Here is a 20206-nt window from a genome sequence, read left to right as displayed (position 1 = left end):
CCGGCTTAGGCCGCGACTGGCTTAGGGCGGCACCATGACCAAACCTCTTGCGCTGACATTGGGCGAACCGGCCGGCATCGGTCCGGACATTGCCATAGCTGCCTGGCTGCGTCGGCACGAACTCGACCTGCCCCCGTTTTATTTGCTTGGCGACCGTGACTTCATGGCGGAACGTGCCAAGACGCTCGGCCTCGACGTCAGGCTGGCCGATGCAACGCCCGCCGGTGCTGCTGAGACGTTTGCTGACGCGTTACCAGTGGTGTCGATCGGGCAGACGGTCACCGCGCCTCCCCGTCGTCCTGACGCTTCCAGCGCGCCTGCAGCCATCGCCTCGATCCGTCAGGCGGTCGAGGACGTGGAAGCCGGCCACGCCAGCGCCGTCGTCACCAATCCGATCGCCAAGAGCGTGCTCTATCGCGCCGGTTTCACCCACCCAGGTCACACCGAATTTCTCGCCGAGCTTGCCGCCCGCGACGGAAAGGTCCCGCTGCCGGTGATGCTGTTGTGGTCGCCGGAACTGGCCGTGGTGCCGGTCACGATCCATGTCTCGCTGCGCGATGCTATTGCCCAACTGAGCGGCCCGCTGATCACTGCCACCGCGCGCATCGTGGTCAACGACATGAAGACCCGTTTCGGCATCAAGCGGCCGCGACTGGCCATTGCTGGCCTCAATCCGCATGCCGGCGAAGATGGTTCGATGGGCGACGAGGAGCAGGCCTTCATCATGCACGCGGTCACCGTGTTGCAGAACGAAGGCATCGACGCACGCGGGCCTTTGCCCTCCGACACCATGTTCCATCCCGCGGCCCGCGCGACCTATGACTGTGCGATCTGCATGTATCACGATCAGGCGCTGATCCCGATCAAGACCATCGCCTTCGATGAGGGCGTCAACGTCACGCTCGGCCTGCCCTTCATCCGCACCTCACCCGATCACGGCACCGCCTTCGACATCGCCGGCACCGGCAAGGCTAATCCGTCGAGCCTGATTGCGGCGCTGAAACTCGCGGCCCGCATGGCTGCGACGCAATCCGCATGAGCGGGATCGACGATCTGCCGCCGCTGCGTGACGTCATCAAACGTTTCGATCTGCAGGCGCGCAAATCGCTCGGCCAGAATTTTCTGCTCGATCTCAATCTCACCGCACGCATCGCACGCGCCGCCGGCCCGCTGGAAGATTGCACGGTCATCGAGGTTGGCCCCGGTCCCGGCGGCCTCACCCGTGCATTGCTGGCGACGGGCGCCAAACGCGTCATCGCCGTCGAGCGTGACGAGCGCGCGCTCGGCCCGCTCAAGGAAATCGCCGCGCACTATCCTGGTCGGCTCGAGATCGTCATCGGCGACGCCCAGACCTTCGATCCGCGCTCGATGCTATCAGGCGAGCGCGCCAAGATCGTCGCTAACCTGCCCTATAATATTGGCACGCAGCTCCTGATCGACTGGCTGTGCACCGAGCCGTGGCCGCCCTGGTACGACATGATGGTGCTGATGTTCCAGCGCGAGGTCGCCGAACGCATCGTCGCGGTCGAAGATGACGAGGCTTATGGCCGGCTCGGTGTGCTGTCGAACTGGCGCGCCGAAACCAAAATCCTGTTCGACATCTCGCCGGCCGCCTTCACGCCGCCCCCGAAGGTGACGTCATCGGTTGTGCGCCTCGTTCCCCGCGCGGAGCCAGAGGCCTGCGAACGACGCCTGCTGGAACAGGTGGCCGCTGCAGCATTCAATCAGCGCCGCAAGATGCTGCGGCAGAGCCTGAAATCCCTCGGCGTCGATCCGGAGCGGCTCGCCGCAGCTGCCGATGTCGACGTTACCCGGCGTGCCGAGACGGTTCCGGTGTCAGGTTTTGTCGCAATGGCACGCGAATTATCCGAGATCCGAAAAACCAAGAGCGTTACGCCGACGCCTTGATCTCCTGCGCCGGGCTCCTGATCGCGGCCCACATGAAACATGTGCAGGCGAGTGCCACGAACATCGGCAGCCCATGCGTCATTCCCTGCATCGCAGCGCCGGCGAAGACCGGGCCGATCAGCGCGCCTGCGCCCCACATCAGTCCCATCGCCGCATAGATACCAACCAGCTGGCTGCCGCTGAAGCGACTGCCGACAATGGTCAGCATGATCGTGTAGATCCCGACGAACACACCGCCCCACACGAACAGCAAGGGATAGGTGGTCCATGGCGACAGCAGCGCCCATGGCCACACGAGGGCACCGATCACGGCCAGTCCCGCCAGGACGATGATCATGCGACGGCGGTCGAGCTTGTCGCCGAGCCAGCCGATCGGCAGTTGCAGGATGATGGCGCCGACCATCATGCACGACATCAACTGCGTCGCTTCCGTCTCGAGCCAACCGAGCTTCACCGCATAAAGCGCGAGGAACGACAGCCCGGCGCTTTCCACTGCGGCATGCAGAACCGTCGCCGCCATCGCGATCGGCGCCAGCATGATGAAACGCAGCGGATTGGCATCCGCGGGTTCATCGAACACCGGCTGTGCAATCCCGGGCATCGCCAAACACATCAAGGCAAGGATGGAGAAGCCCGCACCGATCCAATAAGCGGTCCCGCCCTGCGTCCCCACAAGGGACAGCGTAAACGGACCGAGCGCGAAGCTGACCGAGAGCGCTGCAGTATAGGCAGCCATGGCGCGGGCCCGCGTCGCATCGGTGCTCAGGCTGTTCAGCCAGGTTTCCGATATCACGAACAGGGTTTCGGACGCAGCGCCAAGCACGATGCGGAGCGGAAACCACAGCCAGATCGACGGCACGGCCGGAAACAGTACGAGCACCACAACAGCGACGGCCAGCGCACCGATCACCATACGCCGCATGCCGATACGGGCGGCGAATCTTGGCAGTACAAATGCCATCGCCAGCACACCGACCGCATGCATCGCAGCATTCGCCCCGATGAACGCGTCAGACGAGCCGCGTTCTGCCAGATCCAGCGCAATCAGTGCGGCACTGAGGCTGTAAGTCAGCCCGAAGATCATCGCAGCCATGATCACCGCGGCGCGCGACCAGAGCGTGGAACCGGGTATGGAACCGGCTGAAGACTGCATGCGTGCCCCCACGATGAACGCAGAGCTCCTTGCATAAAAACATTAATCATCCGCTGGCTATATCTGGCCCTGGAAACTGGGATCATGGGCAACCGATGATACGACTGCTGCTCCTCCTGCTGGGCGCGGAAGTGGTGCAACGGCGCTGGCGGTTGCTGCTCGCGATCGGCGTGCTGTGGGCTGCCTTGGGCCTCGCTATCGTGATCGACGCGTTCGATGGCAGCACGATCGTGCGGCCGCATTACTTCGGCTACCTGCTGCTGCTGGAAGGCATTGTCAGCCTGCTGGCTGCTCTGCTTGCCGTCACACGTCGGCCCTATCAGTTCGCCAAGGCCGTTATCCTGATCGTACCAGCCATCATCATCATCGCGCAGCCGCGCCATTCCAACCTGTTGATCGCGATGCTGCTGGGCGGCGTGCTGCTACTCGACGGCAGCGCGCGCATCGTCAGTGCCTGGGTGGTGCGCTTCGAGAACTGGCGGATGGCAATCGGTGCTGGCGTGATCGAACTGATGCTGGCCGCCACCACGCTGGAACCATGGCCGACCTGGTACGAGGGCACGATCGGCTTCAACATCGGCGCGTTGCTGATCGTATCGGGACTGAGCACGATGTTGCTGGCTAATCGCTTGCGGCGATTGCCACCGGATGCACCGATCTCGATGCTGGTGGGCGGCGCGTTTCCGACCGCATTGTGGGTGCCCGCCACGCCGGATGATGCCGGCAAGGACGATCTCGTCGTGCATGTCTGGACACCCACAGGACCCGGCCGCAGCGCGCGGCGCCGACCGTTGGTGGACCGCTACATTGCAGCTGTCGATGCCGACGGCATCGTCTCCACCGGACATGCAGCACTTGAACTCGCGCCCAATGTCTATGTCAGCCACTACCCCGCCGTCGAAATCGATCGCGCGCCGGATGAGTTCGGCCGCGTGCTGCGCGCTGGCGTCGAGAACGATCTTCCGGGTCGTTTTCAGCCGAGCTATGCCGAGGAAGCAGAGGGATGGTGCGAGGCCACTGAACATATCCGTTTCACGCGCATCGATCGCGTTCGCGTCCGCCACTTCTGGCGGACTTACCGCGTTGATACGACCTACAACCTCACCAGCCGCAACTGCTCGACTGCCGTGGCACACGCGCTCGATGCAGCACTCGAAGGCGTACTCGGACGCACCGAGCGACCGTGGCGCGCATTTTTCCGGGCGGCGGTCACGCCCGAATTATGGGTCGCGGGCGTCTTGCGGCAGCGCGCCGAAGCAATGGCCTGGACACCCGGATTGGTCCTCGACTATGCGCGGCTGCTCCAGGTGTTGGTCGAACCCACGCCGGAACAGATCTCCCCGGACTGGTCGCGCCTCAGACGGCTCAGTATCCGCCGAGCAGCACGGGCCCGCACGCGCACGGCATGACCTTCTGCACGTGTGGCGCAGTGCGAACCTGGCGCTCTTTCGCACCCTTGAACTCGCCCCCATCCTGTGATTGCTAGGATGCAACGAAGTCTAGGGAAAACAAAAATGGCTCTTATGAAACGCCAGTCTCTGGTGAAATTCGACGCTCCGCTCTGCGAAACCATCGTCGACACACCGAAGCCGCAGGGCAAGGAAGTGCTGGTCCGCATCGAGTGCTGCGGACTCTGTCATTCCGACCTGCACATCCAGGACGGCTATGCGGATCTCGGCGGCGGCAAGAAGCTCGACACCACCCGCGGCATGACGCTTCCCTTTACGCTCGGCCACGAGATCGCTGGCATCGTCGATGAGGTCGGTTCCGATGGCGATCAATCGCTGATCGGCAAGAAGAAGGCCGTCTTCCCGTGGATCGGCTGCGGCAAATGCCGCGACTGTCTTGCTGGCGACGAGAACCTCTGTGCCAAGAACCGATTCCTCGGCGTGTCACTCGACGGCGGTTTCGCGACGCATGTCCTCGTGCCGGACGAGAAGTATCTGCTCGATTATGATCCGCTGCCGATCAACATGGCCGCGACCCTGATGTGCTCGGGCATCACCGCTTACGGCGCACTCAAACGTCTCGTCGATCGTCCGCGACAACGCAACCTGCTGCTGGTGGGTCTCGGCGGCGTCGGCATGGCCGGTCTCGCGCTGGCACAGGCGATGTTCAAGCAGCCGATTTCGGTCGCCGACCTCAACCCCGCCGCACGCGAAGCCGCGCTCAAGAACGGCGCCGCCTTCGCCTATGACCCTTCCGAGCCCGATGTCGCCAGGCGCATGGTCAAGGAGAACGATGGCGGCTTCGATGGCGTGGTCGACTTTGCTGGTAATGACAAGTCCATGAACTTTGCGGTGGCCACGGTGGCGCGGGGTGGCAAGATCGTGGTGTCCGGCCTGATGGGCGGCGAGTTCAGCCTACCCATGGTGCAATGGATCTACAAGCGCATGACCATCGAGGGCTTCATGGTCGGCACGCTTGAGGAAGCCAAAGAGCTGATGGCTCTGGCCCGCGCCGGCAAGCTCAAGCCGACGCCGATGAAGGCGGAGCCGATGGGCGATGCGCAGAAATGGATCGATGAATTGCGCGCCGGCAAGGTCGTCGGCCGGATCATGCTAACCAACTGAATTAGACTGCACTCAGGCTCTGGCCCGGATTGCGCTTCATGCGATCCGGGCTAGGATATGTCCCATTGCAGGATGGGATTCATGGACCATTTCGTCCAACCGGTCAGGTCGCTTGCGCGAATTGCCGCGCTGATGGCCCTGACTTTGCTGCTCTCGGTCAGCGCTGCATTGGCCGAGAAGCGCATCGCGCTTGTGGTCGGCAACTCCGGCTACCAGAACATCACCCGCCTCGATAACCCGAAGAACGACGCCAAGCTGATGGCGGAGACGCTGAGCGGTCTCGGCTTCACGTTGATCGGCGGCACTGCGCAATTGGACCTGGACAAAAGCGCACTTGATCTCGCCGTGCAGAATTTCGGGCGGCAGGTTCAGGGCGCTGACGTCGCCCTGTTCTATTACGCGGGCCACGGCGTGCAGGTCAGCGGCTCCAATTACCTCGTGCCGGTGAACGCCAATCCCACCCGCGAGGCGGATGTTGATTTCCAGATGGTCGATATCAATCTGGTGCTGCGCCAGATGCAGGGCTCCGGCACGCGCCTCAACATGGTCATCCTCGATGCCTGCCGGAACAATCCGTTCGGGTCGCGTGGCCTGCGCGCCTCGGAAGGCGGCCTTGCCCAGATGCGCGCACCGGAAGGCACCCTGATCTCCTATGCGACCCAGCCCGGCAGCGTGGCGCAGGACGGCAGCGATGGTAACAGCCCCTATACCAAGGCATTGGCGAGTACCGTGCGTCAGGCTGGGCTTGATATTTTCCAGACCTTCAATCAGGTAGGCCTTGCCGTGAAGCGCGCCACCGGCGGCTCGCAACAGCCATGGGTATCGTCGTCGCCGATCGACGGCACGTTTTACTTCGTGGCACCAACCGCCACCGTGCCGCTCGTCGTGCCGCAGAAGCCCGTGCAGGAAGCCCGCCTGCCCGATGCGCCGCGGATCGATTTCGACAAATTGCCGATCACCGATCCAATCAAGCTTACAGAAATCAGCGACCGGCTTTATGAGCTGAATTTCGATCCCGAACCGCTGAACAGCAAGAATGGCATCGCGGTTGCGATCCGCGATTTCCAGGTCAAAGGCGGCATGCCGCCAACGGGAGAGGCGACCGAGGGCCTGCTGCAGCGTTTGCGCAGCGCGAGCGACCAGAAACAATGGGGCTCGATCGTCTACGACATCAAGAACAAGAAATGGGGCATGTCGTGGGATCAACCGTCCCGCAAGTCAGCCGTGACCAAGGCACGCGCCCAATGCGGCACGGCTCCCTGCCCGCTCGAACTGTCGTTTTACGGAGCGAATTGCGGTGCATTCGCAGCTCTCGGCGGCAACTGGTCGCTTGTCGCGCGGCCCACGCTTGCACAGGCGCGCGATGCGGCCATCGATCAATGCACCAAGACGGGAAAATCATGTCCGATCGTCGGCGCCATCTGCGCCAACGCCACGATGGGGCCTGACGCGAAATTGTAAGTTCGATCTGTTTTTTGAAAGTTATTGAACATGATTTTTCGATCTGGACTTCTGTTTGGTTTGGCCATTCTGACATTTTCGGGAGACGCAGTTCTGGCACAGGGCGCAACCGGTGGCAGCCTTGGCAACGACAGCAAGACGCTGTCGGGCTCCTCCCCCGAATCCCGATCAGCGGCGCCTGCCCAACGCGAAAGTTCCGAACGCCGCGCGCCGCGCCGTCAGACCGCGCCGCGCAACCGTGGCGAGGGCACGGGAGGTGGCGGAAATTTCGACGGCGCCTGGTCGATATCGAGCGTAGGCACCTCCGGCTGTTCCGACACATTCACGGAAAACTTCGTCGTGGCCAACGGAAGGATGATCGGCAAAGACGGCAGCGCCCCGGTCAGCGCCAACGGGACAGTGCGCGGAAGCGGAAACTACAGCGGTATCCGCGTCACCAGCCAGGGTCGCCTCTCCGGCCGTACCGGCTCGGGAGTTTTCCAGCGATCCGATGGATGCTCGGGCCGCTGGGTCGCAAGCAAGCAGTAACCGCCCATGGCAATCCCGCAGATCATACTGAAATCCGGCAGCCTCCCCTGTCTGCTCATCATCGCACTCGGCGGCAGCGACGCATGGAGTCAGGGCGCGACCGGCGGCAGCCTCGGCAATGACAACAAGACGCTGTCCGGCTCATCCTCCGAGCCGCGTGCCGCCAAGCCAGCACGCCCGCCGCGATCCGAGCAGCGTGCAGCTCCAGCCCGCCGCGGCGCTGGTGACGGCGGCGGCAGCGCCGCCAGATTCGACGGCATGTGGCAGATCACTTTCACCGGTCAGTCGGCGGTGTGCGCGGGCAAAACCGCCAGCAGCACATTGACGATCTCCGGTGGGAGCGTCGGCGGAGGCGGCAGCATCAGTCCGAGCGGCGTATTGCAAGGGGTCGGCAGCAGCGGCAGTGTGAGCGCGGTCATGACCGGCCGCCTGTCCGGCCGCGGTGGCGGCGGCTCGATGCAAATGTCGAATGGCTGCACCGGCCGCTGGACCGCCAGCAAGCAATGATCGGCGGCAGCGACTACGACTTGCGCTGCGGACGCATCGCTTCGCCGATCGCCACGACGACGGCGCAGATCGCCACCAGCACGATCGATGCTGCGGATGCGGCCGGCAGATCGGTCCCCGTCTCCGAGATCTTGCTGTAGAGCACCAGCGGCAGGATATTCACCTGCGTGCCGGCGAGCGCCAGCGCGGTGCCATAGGCGCCGACGGCAACTGCTGCCGTCAGGCAATAGGCGGCGATCAGACTCGGCAATATCTGCGGCAGCATCACTTCAGTCAGCGTGCGGAAGCTCCCTGCACCGAGCGAACGCGAGGCGAGCATCTGGTTGCGATCGAAATTGCTGATCGCCGGCAGCACGATCAACACGACGCGCGGCACCAGATAGTAGGAATAGGCCAGCCCCAGACCCACCGGTGAAAAGATAAAGCCACCGATCACTGCGGGATCGAAGCCGAGCTTAGCCAGCAACAATGTCACGAAGCCGGCACGGCCGAGCAGAAGGATAAAACCATAGGCGACGATCAGCCCGGAAAATGTCAGCGGCAGCGAGATCGCGATCAAGGCGGCCGTCCGCAGGCCCGGCGCGAACCGCGCCAGTGCAAGCGCCACGCAGAAGCCGACAACGAGCGAGAACAACGGCGCAACCGTGCCCAGCACCATCGTGCCGCGCAGGCCGTTCCAGAACACCGGATCACCAGCCAGTCGGCCGAACGCACTGCCGCTATCCGCGAAAGCGCCGACCAGCACCGCGCAAACCGGAATCAGAAAGAACAGTCCCAGCACCACGCCGCCGGGAACGGCAAAGGCAGCGAGCATGGATGTCGGAACGCGCGCGCTCATCGTAATCTTTATTCCGTAATGACGAAAACGCGATCCCCGCGCTATCGCGGAGATCGCTTTGGTGAGTTCGGCTTACTGGCCGAGAACGGCCTTGGCCCAACCGGCATCGATCTCGGCCTTCTTCGCGGTGGCCTTGGCGATATCCATCGCCTGCACCTGCGGCGCGGCCGGCATCTTGTCGGCAACGCTCGGCGGCAGGGCGACACCGGGCACGGCCGGACGCACATAACCCTCGGCGAAGATCTTCTGGCCCTCATCGCTCATGATGAAGTTGAGCCAGAGCTTGCCGGCATTCGGGTTTGGGCCGTTCTTCACCAGCGAGATCGCGTAAGGCGCGGCGGCTGAGGCTTCCTTCGGAATGACGACGGACACGCCATCGCCGAGACCGTCGGTGAACTTGGCTTTCAGGCCGTCGTTCTCGTAGCCGATCCAGATCGGGATCTCGCCCTTCAGGAACTGCGCGTAAGGCGTGGTGCCGACCGTGCGCAGCACGTTGCCGGCCTTGGTCAGCTTGCCCAGATAGTCGATACCCGGCGCGACATTGTCCATGCTGCCGCCATTGCCGAAAGCCGCAGCGAAAGCCACCACCTGGCCCTGCCCCGTCGAGCGCGGGTCCTGATACACAATGGCGTTCTTGTATTCCGGCTTCAAAAGATCCGCCCAGCTCTGCGGCACGGTCTTGACCAATTTGGTGTTGACGAGGAACGCCACGCTCAGCGTGTGGATGGTGAACCAGCGGCCTTCGGCCTCGCGCAGCGGATCGGCGAGCTTGTCGAAATTCACCGGCTTGAAACCATCGACGACGCCGGCCTTTGCTGCGTCCAGAGCGGACGCTGCAAAGTAATAGGCCGTATCGGCCTGCGGACGATTGCGCGCCTTGTCGAGGGCAACGACGGTCGCCGCAGAACCGAGGTCGTTATAGACCATCTCGACGCCGGGATAGCGCTTCTGGAAGGCCTTGAACTGGTTGGCCCAGTTGGCCCAGGTCGGTCCGGTATCGAACGACACGACGAGGCCTTCCTTGCGCGCGGCTTCGTACAGAGTCTTCTCGCCGGCGTAGAGTTCGGCGCCTTCGAAGGCCCATGCGGCCGGGCTGATGGCAATGGCGAGGGAAGCTGCGGCAACGCCGCTCAGAAACTTGCGTCGGTTCATGTCGATCTCCTTTATGAGGTCGGGGGAAGAAGGCGGATGGCATCGTGCGGGATCGTCACGCCGGTGATCGGCCCGCGCAGATGAGTTTCGAGACGGATGGCCCCGCCGGCGACGGCCATATCGATCCGCCTGACGGGACCAAGATAGCGGTCGGCCGACATGCTGCCCGCGAAGCAGCAGGGATTGCTCGCGTCGACCTGACCCGTGATGGGCTCGACCCGCTCGGGGCGTACGAAGACGGTGACCTTTGTGCCGAGGCTCTTGCCCTGCGTGTCGCAGGCCAGCGCGCCAATCGGCGTTGTCACCATGCCGTCACCGGAAATGCTGCCGGGCCACAGGTTGGATTGACCGACAAAGGCCGCGACACTGGCATCGGCCGGCGTCTCGTACAGTTCGCGCGGCGTGCCGATCTGCACGATGCGGCCGTCGCGCATCATCACGACCTTGTCGGCAATCGACAGCGCCTCTTCCTGATCATGCGTCACAAGCAGCGTCGCAATGCCGGCCTGACGCTGCACGCGCAGAATTTCGTCGCGCATTTCCAGTCGCAACCCCGCATCGAGCGCCGACAGCGGCTCGTCGAGCAGCAGGCCTTGCGGCTCGAACACCAGCGCACGGGCCAGCGCGACGCGCTGCTGCTGACCGCCGGACAATTCTGCTGGATAGTCTTCCGCGCGCTTGCCCATGCCAACACGTCCGAGCATCTCGATGGCACGCGCGCGCCGATCCTGTTTGGCGATACCGCGCACCTTCAGCGGATAGGCGATGTTTTCCCAAAGCCGCATATGCGGGAACAACGCATAGTTCTGAAACACGACACCCAGACGACGCGCCTCGGGCAGTGACGCGCCGACGTCCTTGCCATCGATCAGGATGCGCCCGGAGTCAGGCTTGAGGAAGCCCGCCAGCAATTTCAGAATCGTCGACTTGCCCGACCCCGACGCGCCGATGATCGCCAGCAATTCGCCGCGGCCGATCTCCAGGGCAATGTCGAACACACCAGTGCTCGTGCCGGGATAGCTGTAGCTCACTTGATCGTATCGCAGCGTCACGCGCCTGCCCCCACTTTACGCCGGCCGGTGACCCGCGCCGTCAGCCCGCTTGTCAGCGATGCGATCATCGCAAGCCCAAGCAATACGACGGTGGCCGCGCAGGCAAAGCCCGTCGCGCCGTAGAAGGCTTGCAGCAGCACCACAGGATAGGTGCGCGACAGAAAGCCCGAGACCAGATTGGATAATTGAAATTCACCGATCGACAACGCAGCCACCGTCAGCATGCAGGACAGCAGACTCGTATGCAGCTGCGGCAGTGTGACGTCCCACATACGTGCCGGAAACGATGCGCCGAGCGTTGCGGCTGCGTGCTCATATTCGGCGAGCCCGAGCTGATCCATATCGGCAACAAGAGCCGTCACCGTATAGGGCAGCGTCAATACGAGGTGCCCCGCCGCCAGCAGCCAGAAACTGCCGAGCCACGGTAAGGCGTCTGACGAGAAGACGAGGATGAAGCCGAACGCCAGAACAAGTTCAGGCACGGCGATCGGCATCAGCGTGACGATTCGCGCCGCGAGCCGCACGCCGCCGCGGGCACCGGCATGAATGGCGTAAGCGAGCGGCAGTCCGATCAGGATGTTGAGAATGCAGGTGGTCGCGACGATCTTCAGGCTGGTGGTGAAAGCGCGGCGAAAGCTGGGATCGCCAGCGACCTCTTGATACCAGCGCCAGGTGAAGCCTGACGGCAGCAGCGTGCCGCTCCAGACTTCTCCAAATGAACCTACAAATAGCAACAGAACTGGCGCCGCGAGAAAAATCAGATAGGCGATCGCGACGAACGGCACGAGCCATGTCCTGTCAAATGTGATGCTGAAGTCTGCGCCTCAGTATAACGGCGGCATATCAGTTTTATGACAGAGCGGCAAAGTTATGCATTTGCGAGAAGGCGTGCTGCGATGCGAGCGATGACGCCGTCGACATCAGCGACGCGCTCGACCGTATTCACCTCAGGCGCATCGGCCATCGCCAACACCAGGCGATTGAATTGTAGTCCGAGCGCCATCTCCGAGAGTGTCCCGACACCTCCGCCAATCGCGACCAGCACGAGACATGCGCGCGCGATAATGGCATTCCGTGCAGGGCCGATGCCCGTTGCGATGGGGATCGCAACATATGGATTGGCTGCGTGCCACTCCTCATCGGGCAACAGGCCGACGGGCATGCCGCCCTCCTGTGCATGGCCCTTGCACGCTGCTTCCATCACGCCGGTCTTACCGCCGCACAACAATTGCAGGCCATGGCGCGCCAATGCTGCGCCCATCTGTTCGGCGAGATCGCGTTGCGCTTGTGTCGCGTCTCGCGGCCCGATGATGCCGATGGGCACACGGCGCAGCTTGCGCGTTACTGCGAGCCGCAGCAACGCCTCGGAAGCCGTCACAGCTTCTCCACCCTGCTCCACGGCATCATCACGCCACGTGAGCGCCAGCGGATCGAATAGCCGTGCGCCATCGCTGAGCTGCTGCGTGCGCTCATTCCAGAACAATGCCTGCATGATGTTAGCCTTCGAGTTCTTGCTGCAATCCGCGCACGAAAGATGTCAGGCCGGTGCGGCGTTCGCGCTTCAGGCGCTCGGCCTTGAGAATCGACTGCACCTCGCTATAGGCCTCTTCCACATTGTGGTTGATGACAATGTAGTCGTATTCGGCCCAGTGGCTCATCTCGTGGCTGGCGCGGCTCATGCGCCCGCGGATCACTTCGTCGGAATCCTGCGCGCGGGTATGCAGACGTTTTTCGAGATCGGCCGCCGAGGGCGGCAGGATGAAGACGCTGACGACGTCGGCCCGCGCCTTCTCGCGCAATTGCTGCGTACCCTGCCAGTCGATATCGAACAGCACGTCATTGCCGGCTGAGAGCGCGGCTTCCACTGGCGCACGCGGCGTGCCGTAGCGGTTATCGAACACCGTGGCCCATTCGAGCAGTTCATTGCCCTTGGCCATCTTCTCGAAGCGCGGCTTGTCGACGAAGATGTAGTCCTTGCCGTCAACCTCGCCGGGCCGCATCGGGCGCGTCGTGGCCGAGACCGACAGTTGCAGCCCCGGCATCCGGTCGATCAGCAGCCGCGTCAGCGTCGTCTTGCCGGCACCGGATGGCGATGACAGCACGAACATCAGCCCGCGCCGCTCGACTCCGTCAAAGCCAGCTTCTTGAAAATTTCGGCTGCCCCCGGACATGGTCACTCCAGATTCTGTACCTGTTCACGGAATTGCTCGACCACGTTCTTCATTTCGAGGCCGGTGCTGGTCAATTCCAGATCGTTGGATTTCGAGCAGCAGGTGTTAACCTCGCGGTTGAACTCCTGCGACAGGAAATCCAGCCGCCGTCCCACCGGACCGCCTTTCTTGATCATCTCGCGCGACTGCGAAATGTGCGACGCGATGCGGTCGAGCTCTTCGCGGATGTCGGCCTTGGTTGCCATCATCAGCGCTTCCTGGCTTAGCCGATCACTATCGAAACGATCCGAGGCTTCCAGCAACGTCGCGATCTGTTCGGCAAGTCGTGCACGAATGGCTTCCGGCTTGCGGCCGGGCGCGGCCTCGGCCTTCTTCGACAGCGCCTCGATTTCATTCAGACGCTGGGACAGGATGTCACCAAGCGTCATGCCCTCACGCTTGCGCATGGCGACCAGCGCGGTGAGGGCCTCTTCGAATGCGGCGGCCACGGCAGCCTTCGCCGCCTTGTCCTCGGCCTCGTCAGCCTCGGGCTCGACCACTTCGATGACGCCCTTGATATTCATCAGACCATCGACGCTCGGCGCGACGGCGTCGATCTTGCTGGCCAATTCGGCGGCAATACGCAGCACCGAATTCAGCACCTCTTCGTTGATCCGCACGGTCGAAGCCGCGTTGCTGCGCTTAACGGTGAGGTTCGCGTAAACCGTGCCGCGTGACAGCACTTCAGTGGCGCGCTTGCGGGCGACCGCCTCGACTTCGTCGAAACCCGGGGGCATCCGGAAGCGCAGGTCGAAGCCCTTGGCGTTGACGGATTTCAGCTCCCACTCGAAGCTGTAAGGCCCGCTGGTGCCGTGGCTTCGCGCAAAGCCGGTCATGCTCGACAACGCCATCGCGGAACGTCTCCAAAGAATACGAGTAAGATTCGCAAGGCGCGAACCGGCTCAGGTTAGGGCCTTTTCAGGCCAAGGGGAATTCGAAGCAGAAGCCAGCGCAGGGCTTGGTGGTACGGCCTATTGCTGAACAACCGGCGGTGTACCCGTCGACTGCGCAGCGCCCTGACGAGCCGGCGCGGCAGGCGCGGGAGCCGTGCGGGCGCGCTGCTTGGCCGGTGCGAGTCTGGCCGGACTTGTACCGGTCGCCGCAGCAGGATCCGCAGGAGCACCGGCGGGCGCAGCAGCCTCTTCCGGCGGCTCGACAGCGTCGTTCTGGACGGCCTTCTCGAGCGCGCGCAGCTTGCTGACGTTCTTCTGGTGTGCGTCGTAGGTTTCGGTGAAGGCGTGACCGCCGGTGCCATCGGCTACGAAGAACAGGTCGCGGGTGCGTGCCGGATTGGCAGTCGCCTCCAGCGACGCACGGCCCGGATTGGCGATCGGGCCCGGCGGCAGGCCTTCCACCACATAGGTATTGTAGGGCGACGGCTGCTGGATCTCGCTGCGCTTGATCGGACGGCCCAATGTGCCCTTGCCGCCGACGATGCCATAGATGATCGTCGGATCGGACTGCAGCTTCATCTTCTGGCGCAGGCGATTGGCGAACACGGCGGCCACGCGGCTGCGCTCGTCAGCGCGGCCGGTTTCCTTCTCGACGATCGAGGCGAGCGTCACCAGTTGTTCCGGCGTCTTCGCCGGAATGTCGGCGTTACGGCGTTCCCAGACTTCGGCCAGCACGCGCTTCTGCAATTGCTGCATGCGCTGGATCACCTGGTCGCGCGGCGTGCCACGGGGGAATTTGTAGGTCTCGGGCAACAACGTGCCTTCGCGCGGCATTTCACGGATCGAGCCGGTGAAGATGTCGCTATCGGTCAAACGCGCGACGATCTGCTCGGAGGTCAGGCCCTCGGGAATCGTGATGGAGTGTTGCACGACCTTGCCTTCGACGATGGTGCCGATGACATCGCGCAGATTGGCGTTCTTCTGGAACAGATATTCGCCGGGCTTCAGTTCCGAGCTGGCCTTCAACGCAAACACGGCGCCGATGAAAACCCAGCGATTGGCTGAGATCACGCCTTCGCGCAGCAACGCTTCGGCGATATCGCCTTTGCCCGCACGCGCGGGGATATTGACGACCTTTTCTTCCTGCAGCGGTCCCGGCGCTTCCAGCGCCTGGCGACCATAGACGTACGCGCCACCTGCACCGAGCATGGCGACGATAATGATGGTGATGATGGCATTACCGGCAACCACGAGCGGATTACGCGCATGATCAGAACGCTTCGGCGGCGGCGGAACCTGCTCCGGCTCCAGCGCGGCACGCGGACTCCTCGGCGAAATGGGCGGCCTCTCACTCATCGATAGTACCTGATCCTGTCGGTTCAATCGTGACGGGGACAAACACGATCCCCGTCAATAACATACGCCCAGTGTAGGAATTAGCGCGGAATACGGCGAAACGGTGGAGGTTCTCTAACCAGCCACGCGCTGTAGGATCACGGACGCATTAGTACCGCCGAAACCGAATGAATTCGACAAGGCAATGTTGATCTCGCGCTTGCGCGGGGTCAATGCGACAAGATCGATCGCAGTTTCCACCGACGGATTGTCGAGATTGATCGTCGGCGGCGCGATGTTATCCCGAATCGCAAGCACACAGAAGATGGCCTCGACCGCACCAGCCGCACCGAGCAGGTGGCCGATCGACGACTTCGTCGATGACATCGACACTTTTGACGCGGCATTGCCGAGCAGGCGCTGAACCGCGCCGAGTTCGATCTCGTCGCCGAGTGGCGTCGAGGTGCCGTGCGCATTGATGTAGTCGATGTCGGCCGCGGCAATGCCGGCGCGCTTCATCGCAGCGTTCATGCTGCGGAACGCACCATCGCCATCCGGCGTCGGCGAGGTGATGTGGTAGGCATCGCCCGACATGCCGTAGCCGATAATCTCGGCATAGATGCGTGCGCCGCGCGCTTTGGCGTGCTCGTACTCTTCGAGCACGACGACGCCGGCACCCTCGCCCATGACGAAACCATCGCGGTCCTTGTCGTAGGGCCGCGACGCTTTCTCCGGCGCTTCGTTGAAATTGGTCGACAGCGCGCGTGCTGCCGCGAAGCCGGCCATCGCCAAACGGCTGATTGGCGACTCGGTACCGCCGGCGACCATGACATCGGCGTCGCCGAGCGCGATCAGACGGCCGGCATCGCCGATCGCGTGCGCGCCGGTCGAACATGCGGTGACGACGGAGTGATTGGGGCCTTTAAGACCGTGCTCGATCGAGACATATCCCGAAGCGAGATTGATCAGGCGGCCGGGAATGAAGAACGGCGACACTTTGCGCGGGCCGCGCTCTTTCAGAAGCAATGCGGTATCGGCAATGCCGGACAGACCGCCGATGCCGGAGCCGATCATCACGCCGGTGGCGCAGCGATCGTCTTCATTGTCGGGGTGCCAGTTGGCATCGTCGAGCGCCTGCTTGGCGGCGCACATCGCATAGATGATGAAGTCGTCGACCTTGCGCTGGTCTTTCGGCTCCATCCACTGATCGGGATTGAAGGTACCGCCCGTGCCGTCGCCGCGTGGAATCACACAGGCGATCTGGCTGGTGAGATCGGATACATCGAATGTATCGATCCGCTTTGCGCCGCTCTCACCGTTGAGGATGCGCTTCCAGGTCGGCTCGACGCCGCAGCCAAGTGGCGACACCATGCCAAGGCCTGTGACGACCACCCGCCTCATTGTCGTACCTCCATGGCCCATCCTTGAGCCAATGCCTTTGAGCAATGCCTACGCGTCACAGCAAGAAGCCGGTGGATCGCACAAACGCGATCCGGCCGGCTTCAAAATGTGTCGCGCGAAGGTGTCAGCTCTTTGCGTTCTTCTCGAGAAACTTGGTTGCGTCGCCGACGGTCAGAATCGTCTCGGCGGCATCGTCCGGAATTTCGCAGCCGAACTCTTCTTCGAACGCCATCACGAGCTCGACCGTGTCGAGGCTGTCAGCGCCGAGATCATCGATGAAGCTCGCGGCATCGACCACCTTCTCGGGTTCAACACCAAGGTGTTCAACCACGATCTTCTTCACTCGCTCGCCAATCTCGCTCATATCAACCTCGTGCTTGTTACATTGGGCCCGTCCGCAGACGATACGAGCCATCGTGGAGCGTTTAACTCGTTAAACCTTGCGCAGTTACGCGTCTCTGGATTGACCCCGTCGTCCCGGACGGAGCCTCGCGAAAACGGCAGGCTCGTCCCCGCCAATATACAGGGTTTCAAATTCCTGCAATGGCCTTCTTTGCCCCACCGTTGGAGGTTCGGTTACCATACTTCATTTGGCTTGGCCACATAGCCCGGTGACTGTCCAAACCTCAATTAAATCACGACGTTGGGGTTCCCCCGACGCTTAGATCATCGCCATGCCGCCATTGACATGAATCGTCTGTCCGGTGACGTAGGCCGCCTCATTTGAGCTCAGATAGACCGCTGCTGCCGCAATATCTTCCGGCGAGCCGAGACGCCCTGCCGGCACCTTTGTCAGAATCGTTTCGCGCTGCTTGTCATTGAGCACATCGGTCATCGGCGTTGCGATGAAACCGGGTGCAATGCAATTGGCCGTCACGTTGCGCTTGGCGTATTCCGCCCCCAGCGTTTTCATCATGCCGATCAGGCCGGCTTTCGCTGCGGTGTAATTCCCCTGCCCGGGATTTCCAGTGACGCCGACCACCGAAGTGATGGCGATGATGCGACCGAAGCGCTTGCGCATCATCAGCTTGGTTGCGGCGCGTGCGAGGCGGAAGGTCGCGGTCAGATTGACGTTGATTACGTCATCCCAGTCTTCGTCCTTCAACTGGACGAACAGATTATCGCGGGTGATCCCGGCATTGCTGACGAGGATGTCGAGCTGGCCCATGGCTTTCTCGGCTGACGGCACCAACTCTTCGACATCAGCGGTGTTGGAAAGATTGCACGGCAGCACATGCGTGCGATTGCCGAGCTTCGCGGCCAGCGTTTCGAGAACCGCCTTGCGCGTTCCGGACAGCGCCACCGTCGCGCCCTGAGCATGCAGAGCTGTGGCGATGGCTTCGCCGATGCCGCCGGTCGCGCCGGTCACCAGCGCGGTCTTGCCTGTCAAATCGAACATCTTGTCTTCTCCTCTGGCCGCTTACGCCGAACGCGCTGCTGCGAGCGCATCCTTGGCGGCGGCAATGTCATTGGGTCCGCCGACGGCGACGCCGACGGCGCCTTCGGCAATGCGTTTGACAAGTCCGCTCAGCACCTTGCCGGAGCCGACCTCTAGGAAACGCGTCACGCCCTGGCCTGCCATATAGGATACGCATTCGCGCCAGCGCACGGTGCCGGTGACCTGCTCGACCAGGCGGCGGCGGATTTCATCGGGATCCGAGATCGGCGCGGCCAGCACGTTGGACACCAGCGGCACCACCGGCTTGTTGATCGTGACCTTGGCCAGCGCGTCCGCCATCACGTCGGCGGCGGGCTGCATCAGGCTGCAATGGAACGGCGCCGACACCGGCAGCAACATCGCACGCTTGGCGCCCTTGGTCTTGGCTATCTCCAGTGCGCGTTCGACCGCAGCCTTGTTGCCGGACACCACCACCTGACCGCCGCCATTGTCGTTGGCGGCGTGGCACACTTCGCCCTGTGCAGCTTCTTCAGCCACGGTCACGGCGGTCTCGTAATCGAGGCCGAGCAACGCCGCCATGGCGCCGACACCCACCGGCACGGCCTTCTGCATGGCCAGACCACGGGTCCGCAGCAGGCGGGCCGCATCCGTGACTGAGAGGCTTCCGGCCGCTGCCAGCGCCGAATATTCGCCGAGCGAGTGGCCGGCCACGAAAGCGGCGTCCCGGGCCAGCGAGATGCCCGCCTCGGCCTCGAGCACTCGCATGGTCGCCAGCGACACCGCCATCAGCGCCGGCTGGGCGTTTTCGGTCAATTGGAGGGTTTCGGCCGGGCCGTCCCAGATAATGCCGGTCAGCTTCTCGCTGAGAGCCGAATCGACCTCGTCGAACACGGCCCTGGCGACGGGAAATGCATCCGCAAGCGCCTTGCCCATGCCGACCGCCTGGGACCCCTGCCCCGGAAAGGTAAATGCTGCGGTCATTGACGCCCCGTCATGTTTTTTGGCTTAAACTCGTTCAAACGTGCGCCGTAAGACACTGGCACGACGGGGAATGTCAAGCCGCAGCGCCCAGGATGCACCACGATCCGGGTTCCCGCCCGCTCCCGAAATCCACTCATTTGGCCCCGTTTCGCTTGCCATTACTGGGAAAATCCGTATAAGGCCCCGATCCGCAGATCCCGGCCGGGAGCTGAACGGACGGTCACAGCAAAATCACACACAGGTTTGTTGCGATAGGGCCAGTTGGTCCGTCGTCCCGTGCTCCCGCCTTCTGAGCAATATCGAGTCCTTTCCATAAGGGTTCGAAGGGCTTGCCGCCGGGAAACGCGCTAACCTTGGAAAGGACAGCCATGCCTCTTTATGAGCATGTATTTCTCGCGCGTCAGGATGCGAGCGCACAGCAGGTCGAAGACCTCACCACCCAGATGACCGGCATCGTCGAAGGTCTCGGCGGCAAGGTCGTGAAGATGGAAAACTGGGGCGTGCGCTCCCTGACCTATCGCATGAACAAGAATCGCAAGGCGCACTTCGTGCTGATGAACCTCGATGCCCCGTCCGCGGCGGTCACCGAGATTGAGCGCCAGGAGCGTATCAGCGAAGACGTCATCCGTTATCTGACCGTCCGCGTCGAAGAGCACGAGGAAGGCCCGAGCGCCATGATGCGCAAGGCTGATCGTGATCGTGAACGCGACGACCGTGGTGGTGGCTTCCGTGGCGACCGTGAAGGCGGTGGCTTCCGTGGTGATCGTGGTCCGCGTCGTCCGCGTGACGACGAAGCAGCATCGGTTGAGGAGTAA

Annotated in this window: 21 protein-coding genes; 8 read left to right on the top strand and 13 right to left on the bottom strand. The window is 62.8% G+C overall.

Annotated features, from left to right (window positions below; translation table 11 throughout):
* The first annotated feature begins 34 nt into the window (after nucleotides 1-34).
* Both pdxA and rsmA read left to right on the top strand, forming a co-directional pair.
* Entirely contained in the window at nucleotides 35-1039 is a 1005-nt protein-coding gene (pdxA, locus tag AB8A23_RS18565; RefSeq protein WP_439058611.1) for a 4-hydroxythreonine-4-phosphate dehydrogenase PdxA, read from the top strand.
* On the top strand, nucleotides 1036-1908 hold the full coding sequence (gene rsmA / locus AB8A23_RS18560) for a 16S rRNA (adenine(1518)-N(6)/adenine(1519)-N(6))-dimethyltransferase RsmA (RefSeq protein WP_439058612.1): 873 nt from the start codon (nucleotides 1036-1038) through the stop codon (nucleotides 1906-1908). Before pdxA ends, rsmA begins: the two co-directional genes overlap by 4 nt.
* Here rsmA and AB8A23_RS18555 read toward each other — a convergent pair.
* The gene (locus AB8A23_RS18555; RefSeq protein WP_439058613.1) at nucleotides 1892-3061 is read right to left on the bottom strand and encodes an MFS transporter; all 1170 of its coding nucleotides are present in this window, start codon (nucleotides 3059-3061) and stop codon (nucleotides 1892-1894) included. The genes rsmA and AB8A23_RS18555 overlap by 17 nt on opposite strands.
* Before the next feature lie 95 nt (nucleotides 3062-3156).
* Between AB8A23_RS18555 and AB8A23_RS18550 the strand changes: the two genes are divergently transcribed.
* The 5 genes from AB8A23_RS18550 (at nucleotide 3157) to AB8A23_RS18530 (ending at nucleotide 8130) form a co-directional block, all read left to right on the top strand.
* Nucleotides 3157-4470, top strand: coding sequence for an HdeD family acid-resistance protein (locus AB8A23_RS18550; protein ID WP_439058614.1), 1314 nt, complete (start codon nucleotides 3157-3159; stop codon nucleotides 4468-4470).
* Between the two features lie 105 nt (nucleotides 4471-4575).
* A complete protein-coding gene (locus AB8A23_RS18545) occupies nucleotides 4576-5634 on the top strand; it encodes an alcohol dehydrogenase (RefSeq protein ID WP_439058615.1) in 1059 nt (352 codons plus the stop codon).
* 81 nt (nucleotides 5635-5715) lie between these two features.
* Nucleotides 5716-7095 carry a caspase family protein gene (locus AB8A23_RS18540; RefSeq protein WP_439058616.1) on the top strand — a complete coding sequence of 460 codons (1380 nt, stop codon included), beginning with the start codon at nucleotides 5716-5718 and terminating at the stop codon, nucleotides 7093-7095.
* A 60-nt stretch (nucleotides 7096-7155) separates the two neighbouring features.
* Nucleotides 7156-7623 carry a hypothetical protein gene (locus AB8A23_RS18535; RefSeq protein WP_439058617.1) on the top strand — a complete coding sequence of 156 codons (468 nt, stop codon included), beginning with the start codon at nucleotides 7156-7158 and terminating at the stop codon, nucleotides 7621-7623.
* A 6-nt stretch (nucleotides 7624-7629) separates the two neighbouring features.
* On the top strand, nucleotides 7630-8130 hold the full coding sequence (locus AB8A23_RS18530) for a hypothetical protein (RefSeq protein ID WP_439058618.1): 501 nt from the start codon (nucleotides 7630-7632) through the stop codon (nucleotides 8128-8130).
* A gap of 13 nt (nucleotides 8131-8143) precedes the next feature.
* Here the strand turns inward: AB8A23_RS18530 and AB8A23_RS18525 are convergent, their stop codons facing one another.
* The 12 genes from AB8A23_RS18525 to fabD all read right to left on the bottom strand — a co-directional run bounded on the left by AB8A23_RS18525 (nucleotide 8144) and on the right by fabD (nucleotide 19391).
* Nucleotides 8144-8968 carry an ABC transporter permease gene (locus AB8A23_RS18525; protein ID WP_439058619.1) on the bottom strand — a complete coding sequence of 275 codons (825 nt, stop codon included), beginning with the start codon at nucleotides 8966-8968 and terminating at the stop codon, nucleotides 8144-8146.
* 72 nt (nucleotides 8969-9040) lie between these two features.
* Complete coding sequence (locus AB8A23_RS18520) at nucleotides 9041-10120, bottom strand: extracellular solute-binding protein (protein ID WP_320444400.1); 1080 nt, start codon at nucleotides 10118-10120, stop codon at nucleotides 9041-9043.
* An 11-nt stretch (nucleotides 10121-10131) separates the two neighbouring features.
* Nucleotides 10132-11172: an ABC transporter ATP-binding protein gene (locus tag AB8A23_RS18515; RefSeq protein ID WP_439058620.1), complete on the bottom strand. Its 1041-nt coding sequence runs from the start codon at nucleotides 11170-11172 to the stop codon at nucleotides 10132-10134.
* Nucleotides 11169-11957 (bottom strand): ABC transporter permease, encoded by a 789-nt coding sequence (locus AB8A23_RS18510; protein ID WP_116662420.1) that lies wholly within the window; start codon nucleotides 11955-11957, stop codon nucleotides 11169-11171. Before AB8A23_RS18510 ends, AB8A23_RS18515 begins: the two co-directional genes overlap by 4 nt.
* Nucleotides 11958-12040: 83 nt before the next feature.
* Nucleotides 12041-12664, bottom strand: coding sequence for a TIGR00725 family protein (locus tag AB8A23_RS18505; protein ID WP_439058621.1), 624 nt, complete (start codon nucleotides 12662-12664; stop codon nucleotides 12041-12043).
* Nucleotides 12665-12668: 4 nt separating this feature from the next.
* Nucleotides 12669-13343, bottom strand: a complete 675-nt coding sequence (gene gmk / locus AB8A23_RS18500; RefSeq protein WP_089263940.1) for a guanylate kinase — start codon at nucleotides 13341-13343, stop codon at nucleotides 12669-12671.
* Nucleotides 13344-13345: 2 nt separating this feature from the next.
* Entirely contained in the window at nucleotides 13346-14233 is an 888-nt protein-coding gene (locus AB8A23_RS18495; protein ID WP_089263939.1) for a YicC/YloC family endoribonuclease, read from the bottom strand.
* 120 nt (nucleotides 14234-14353) lie between these two features.
* Nucleotides 14354-15631 (bottom strand): endolytic transglycosylase MltG, encoded by a 1278-nt coding sequence (gene mltG / locus AB8A23_RS18490; RefSeq protein WP_439058622.1) that lies wholly within the window; start codon nucleotides 15629-15631, stop codon nucleotides 14354-14356.
* A gap of 114 nt (nucleotides 15632-15745) precedes the next feature.
* On the bottom strand, nucleotides 15746-17011 hold the full coding sequence (fabF, locus tag AB8A23_RS18485) for a beta-ketoacyl-ACP synthase II (protein ID WP_089263937.1): 1266 nt from the start codon (nucleotides 17009-17011) through the stop codon (nucleotides 15746-15748).
* 124 nt (nucleotides 17012-17135) lie between these two features.
* Nucleotides 17136-17375, bottom strand: a complete 240-nt coding sequence (locus AB8A23_RS18480) for an acyl carrier protein (RefSeq protein WP_006020277.1) — start codon at nucleotides 17373-17375, stop codon at nucleotides 17136-17138.
* A gap of 297 nt (nucleotides 17376-17672) precedes the next feature.
* On the bottom strand, nucleotides 17673-18410 hold the full coding sequence (gene fabG / locus AB8A23_RS18475; protein ID WP_439058623.1) for a 3-oxoacyl-[acyl-carrier-protein] reductase: 738 nt from the start codon (nucleotides 18408-18410) through the stop codon (nucleotides 17673-17675).
* A gap of 21 nt (nucleotides 18411-18431) precedes the next feature.
* The gene (gene fabD / locus AB8A23_RS18470) at nucleotides 18432-19391 is read right to left on the bottom strand and encodes an ACP S-malonyltransferase (protein WP_439058624.1); all 960 of its coding nucleotides are present in this window, start codon (nucleotides 19389-19391) and stop codon (nucleotides 18432-18434) included.
* A gap of 368 nt (nucleotides 19392-19759) precedes the next feature.
* Between fabD and rpsF the strand changes: the two genes are divergently transcribed.
* The gene (gene rpsF, locus AB8A23_RS18465; protein ID WP_439058625.1) at nucleotides 19760-20206 is read left to right on the top strand and encodes a 30S ribosomal protein S6; all 447 of its coding nucleotides are present in this window, start codon (nucleotides 19760-19762) and stop codon (nucleotides 20204-20206) included.

It is taken from the genome of Tardiphaga sp. 619_E2_N8_4, assembly GCF_051810905.1.
In the GTDB taxonomy this organism is placed as follows: domain Bacteria; phylum Pseudomonadota; class Alphaproteobacteria; order Rhizobiales; family Xanthobacteraceae; genus Tardiphaga; species Tardiphaga robiniae.
This window is presented reverse-complemented; position numbering and strand designations above follow the sequence as displayed.

What these genes read in the sequence shown, in the direction of transcription:
- AB8A23_RS18520 (WP_320444400.1), bottom strand. Translation starts at nt 10,120, where the DNA reads ATGAACCGACGCAAGTTTCTGAGCGGCGTTGCCGCAGCTTCCCTCGCC.
- rpsF (WP_439058625.1), top strand. Translation starts at nt 19,760, where the DNA reads ATGCCTCTTTATGAGCATGTATTTCTCGCGCGTCAGGATGCGAGCGCA.
- fabG (WP_439058623.1), bottom strand. Translation starts at nt 18,410, where the DNA reads ATGTTCGATTTGACAGGCAAGACCGCGCTGGTGACCGGCGCGACCGGC.
- AB8A23_RS18525 (WP_439058619.1), bottom strand. Translation starts at nt 8,968, where the DNA reads ATGAGCGCGCGCGTTCCGACATCCATGCTCGCTGCCTTTGCCGTTCCC.
- AB8A23_RS18545 (WP_439058615.1), top strand. Translation starts at nt 4,576, where the DNA reads ATGGCTCTTATGAAACGCCAGTCTCTGGTGAAATTCGACGCTCCGCTC.
- AB8A23_RS18495 (WP_089263939.1), bottom strand. Translation starts at nt 14,233, where the DNA reads ATGGCGTTGTCGAGCATGACCGGCTTTGCGCGAAGCCACGGCACCAGC.
- AB8A23_RS18555 (WP_439058613.1), bottom strand. Translation starts at nt 3,061, where the DNA reads ATGCAGTCTTCAGCCGGTTCCATACCCGGTTCCACGCTCTGGTCGCGC.
- AB8A23_RS18505 (WP_439058621.1), bottom strand. Translation starts at nt 12,664, where the DNA reads ATGCAGGCATTGTTCTGGAATGAGCGCACGCAGCAGCTCAGCGATGGC.
- AB8A23_RS18530 (WP_439058618.1), top strand. Translation starts at nt 7,630, where the DNA reads ATGGCAATCCCGCAGATCATACTGAAATCCGGCAGCCTCCCCTGTCTG.
- pdxA (WP_439058611.1), top strand. Translation starts at nt 35, where the DNA reads ATGACCAAACCTCTTGCGCTGACATTGGGCGAACCGGCCGGCATCGGT.
- AB8A23_RS18540 (WP_439058616.1), top strand. Translation starts at nt 5,716, where the DNA reads ATGGACCATTTCGTCCAACCGGTCAGGTCGCTTGCGCGAATTGCCGCG.
- rsmA (WP_439058612.1), top strand. Translation starts at nt 1,036, where the DNA reads ATGAGCGGGATCGACGATCTGCCGCCGCTGCGTGACGTCATCAAACGT.
- AB8A23_RS18480 (WP_006020277.1), bottom strand. Translation starts at nt 17,375, where the DNA reads ATGAGCGAGATTGGCGAGCGAGTGAAGAAGATCGTGGTTGAACACCTT.
- fabD (WP_439058624.1), bottom strand. Translation starts at nt 19,391, where the DNA reads ATGACCGCAGCATTTACCTTTCCGGGGCAGGGGTCCCAGGCGGTCGGC.
- gmk (WP_089263940.1), bottom strand. Translation starts at nt 13,343, where the DNA reads ATGTCCGGGGGCAGCCGAAATTTTCAAGAAGCTGGCTTTGACGGAGTC.
- AB8A23_RS18550 (WP_439058614.1), top strand. Translation starts at nt 3,157, where the DNA reads ATGATACGACTGCTGCTCCTCCTGCTGGGCGCGGAAGTGGTGCAACGG.
- mltG (WP_439058622.1), bottom strand. Translation starts at nt 15,631, where the DNA reads ATGAGTGAGAGGCCGCCCATTTCGCCGAGGAGTCCGCGTGCCGCGCTG.
- fabF (WP_089263937.1), bottom strand. Translation starts at nt 17,011, where the DNA reads ATGAGGCGGGTGGTCGTCACAGGCCTTGGCATGGTGTCGCCACTTGGC.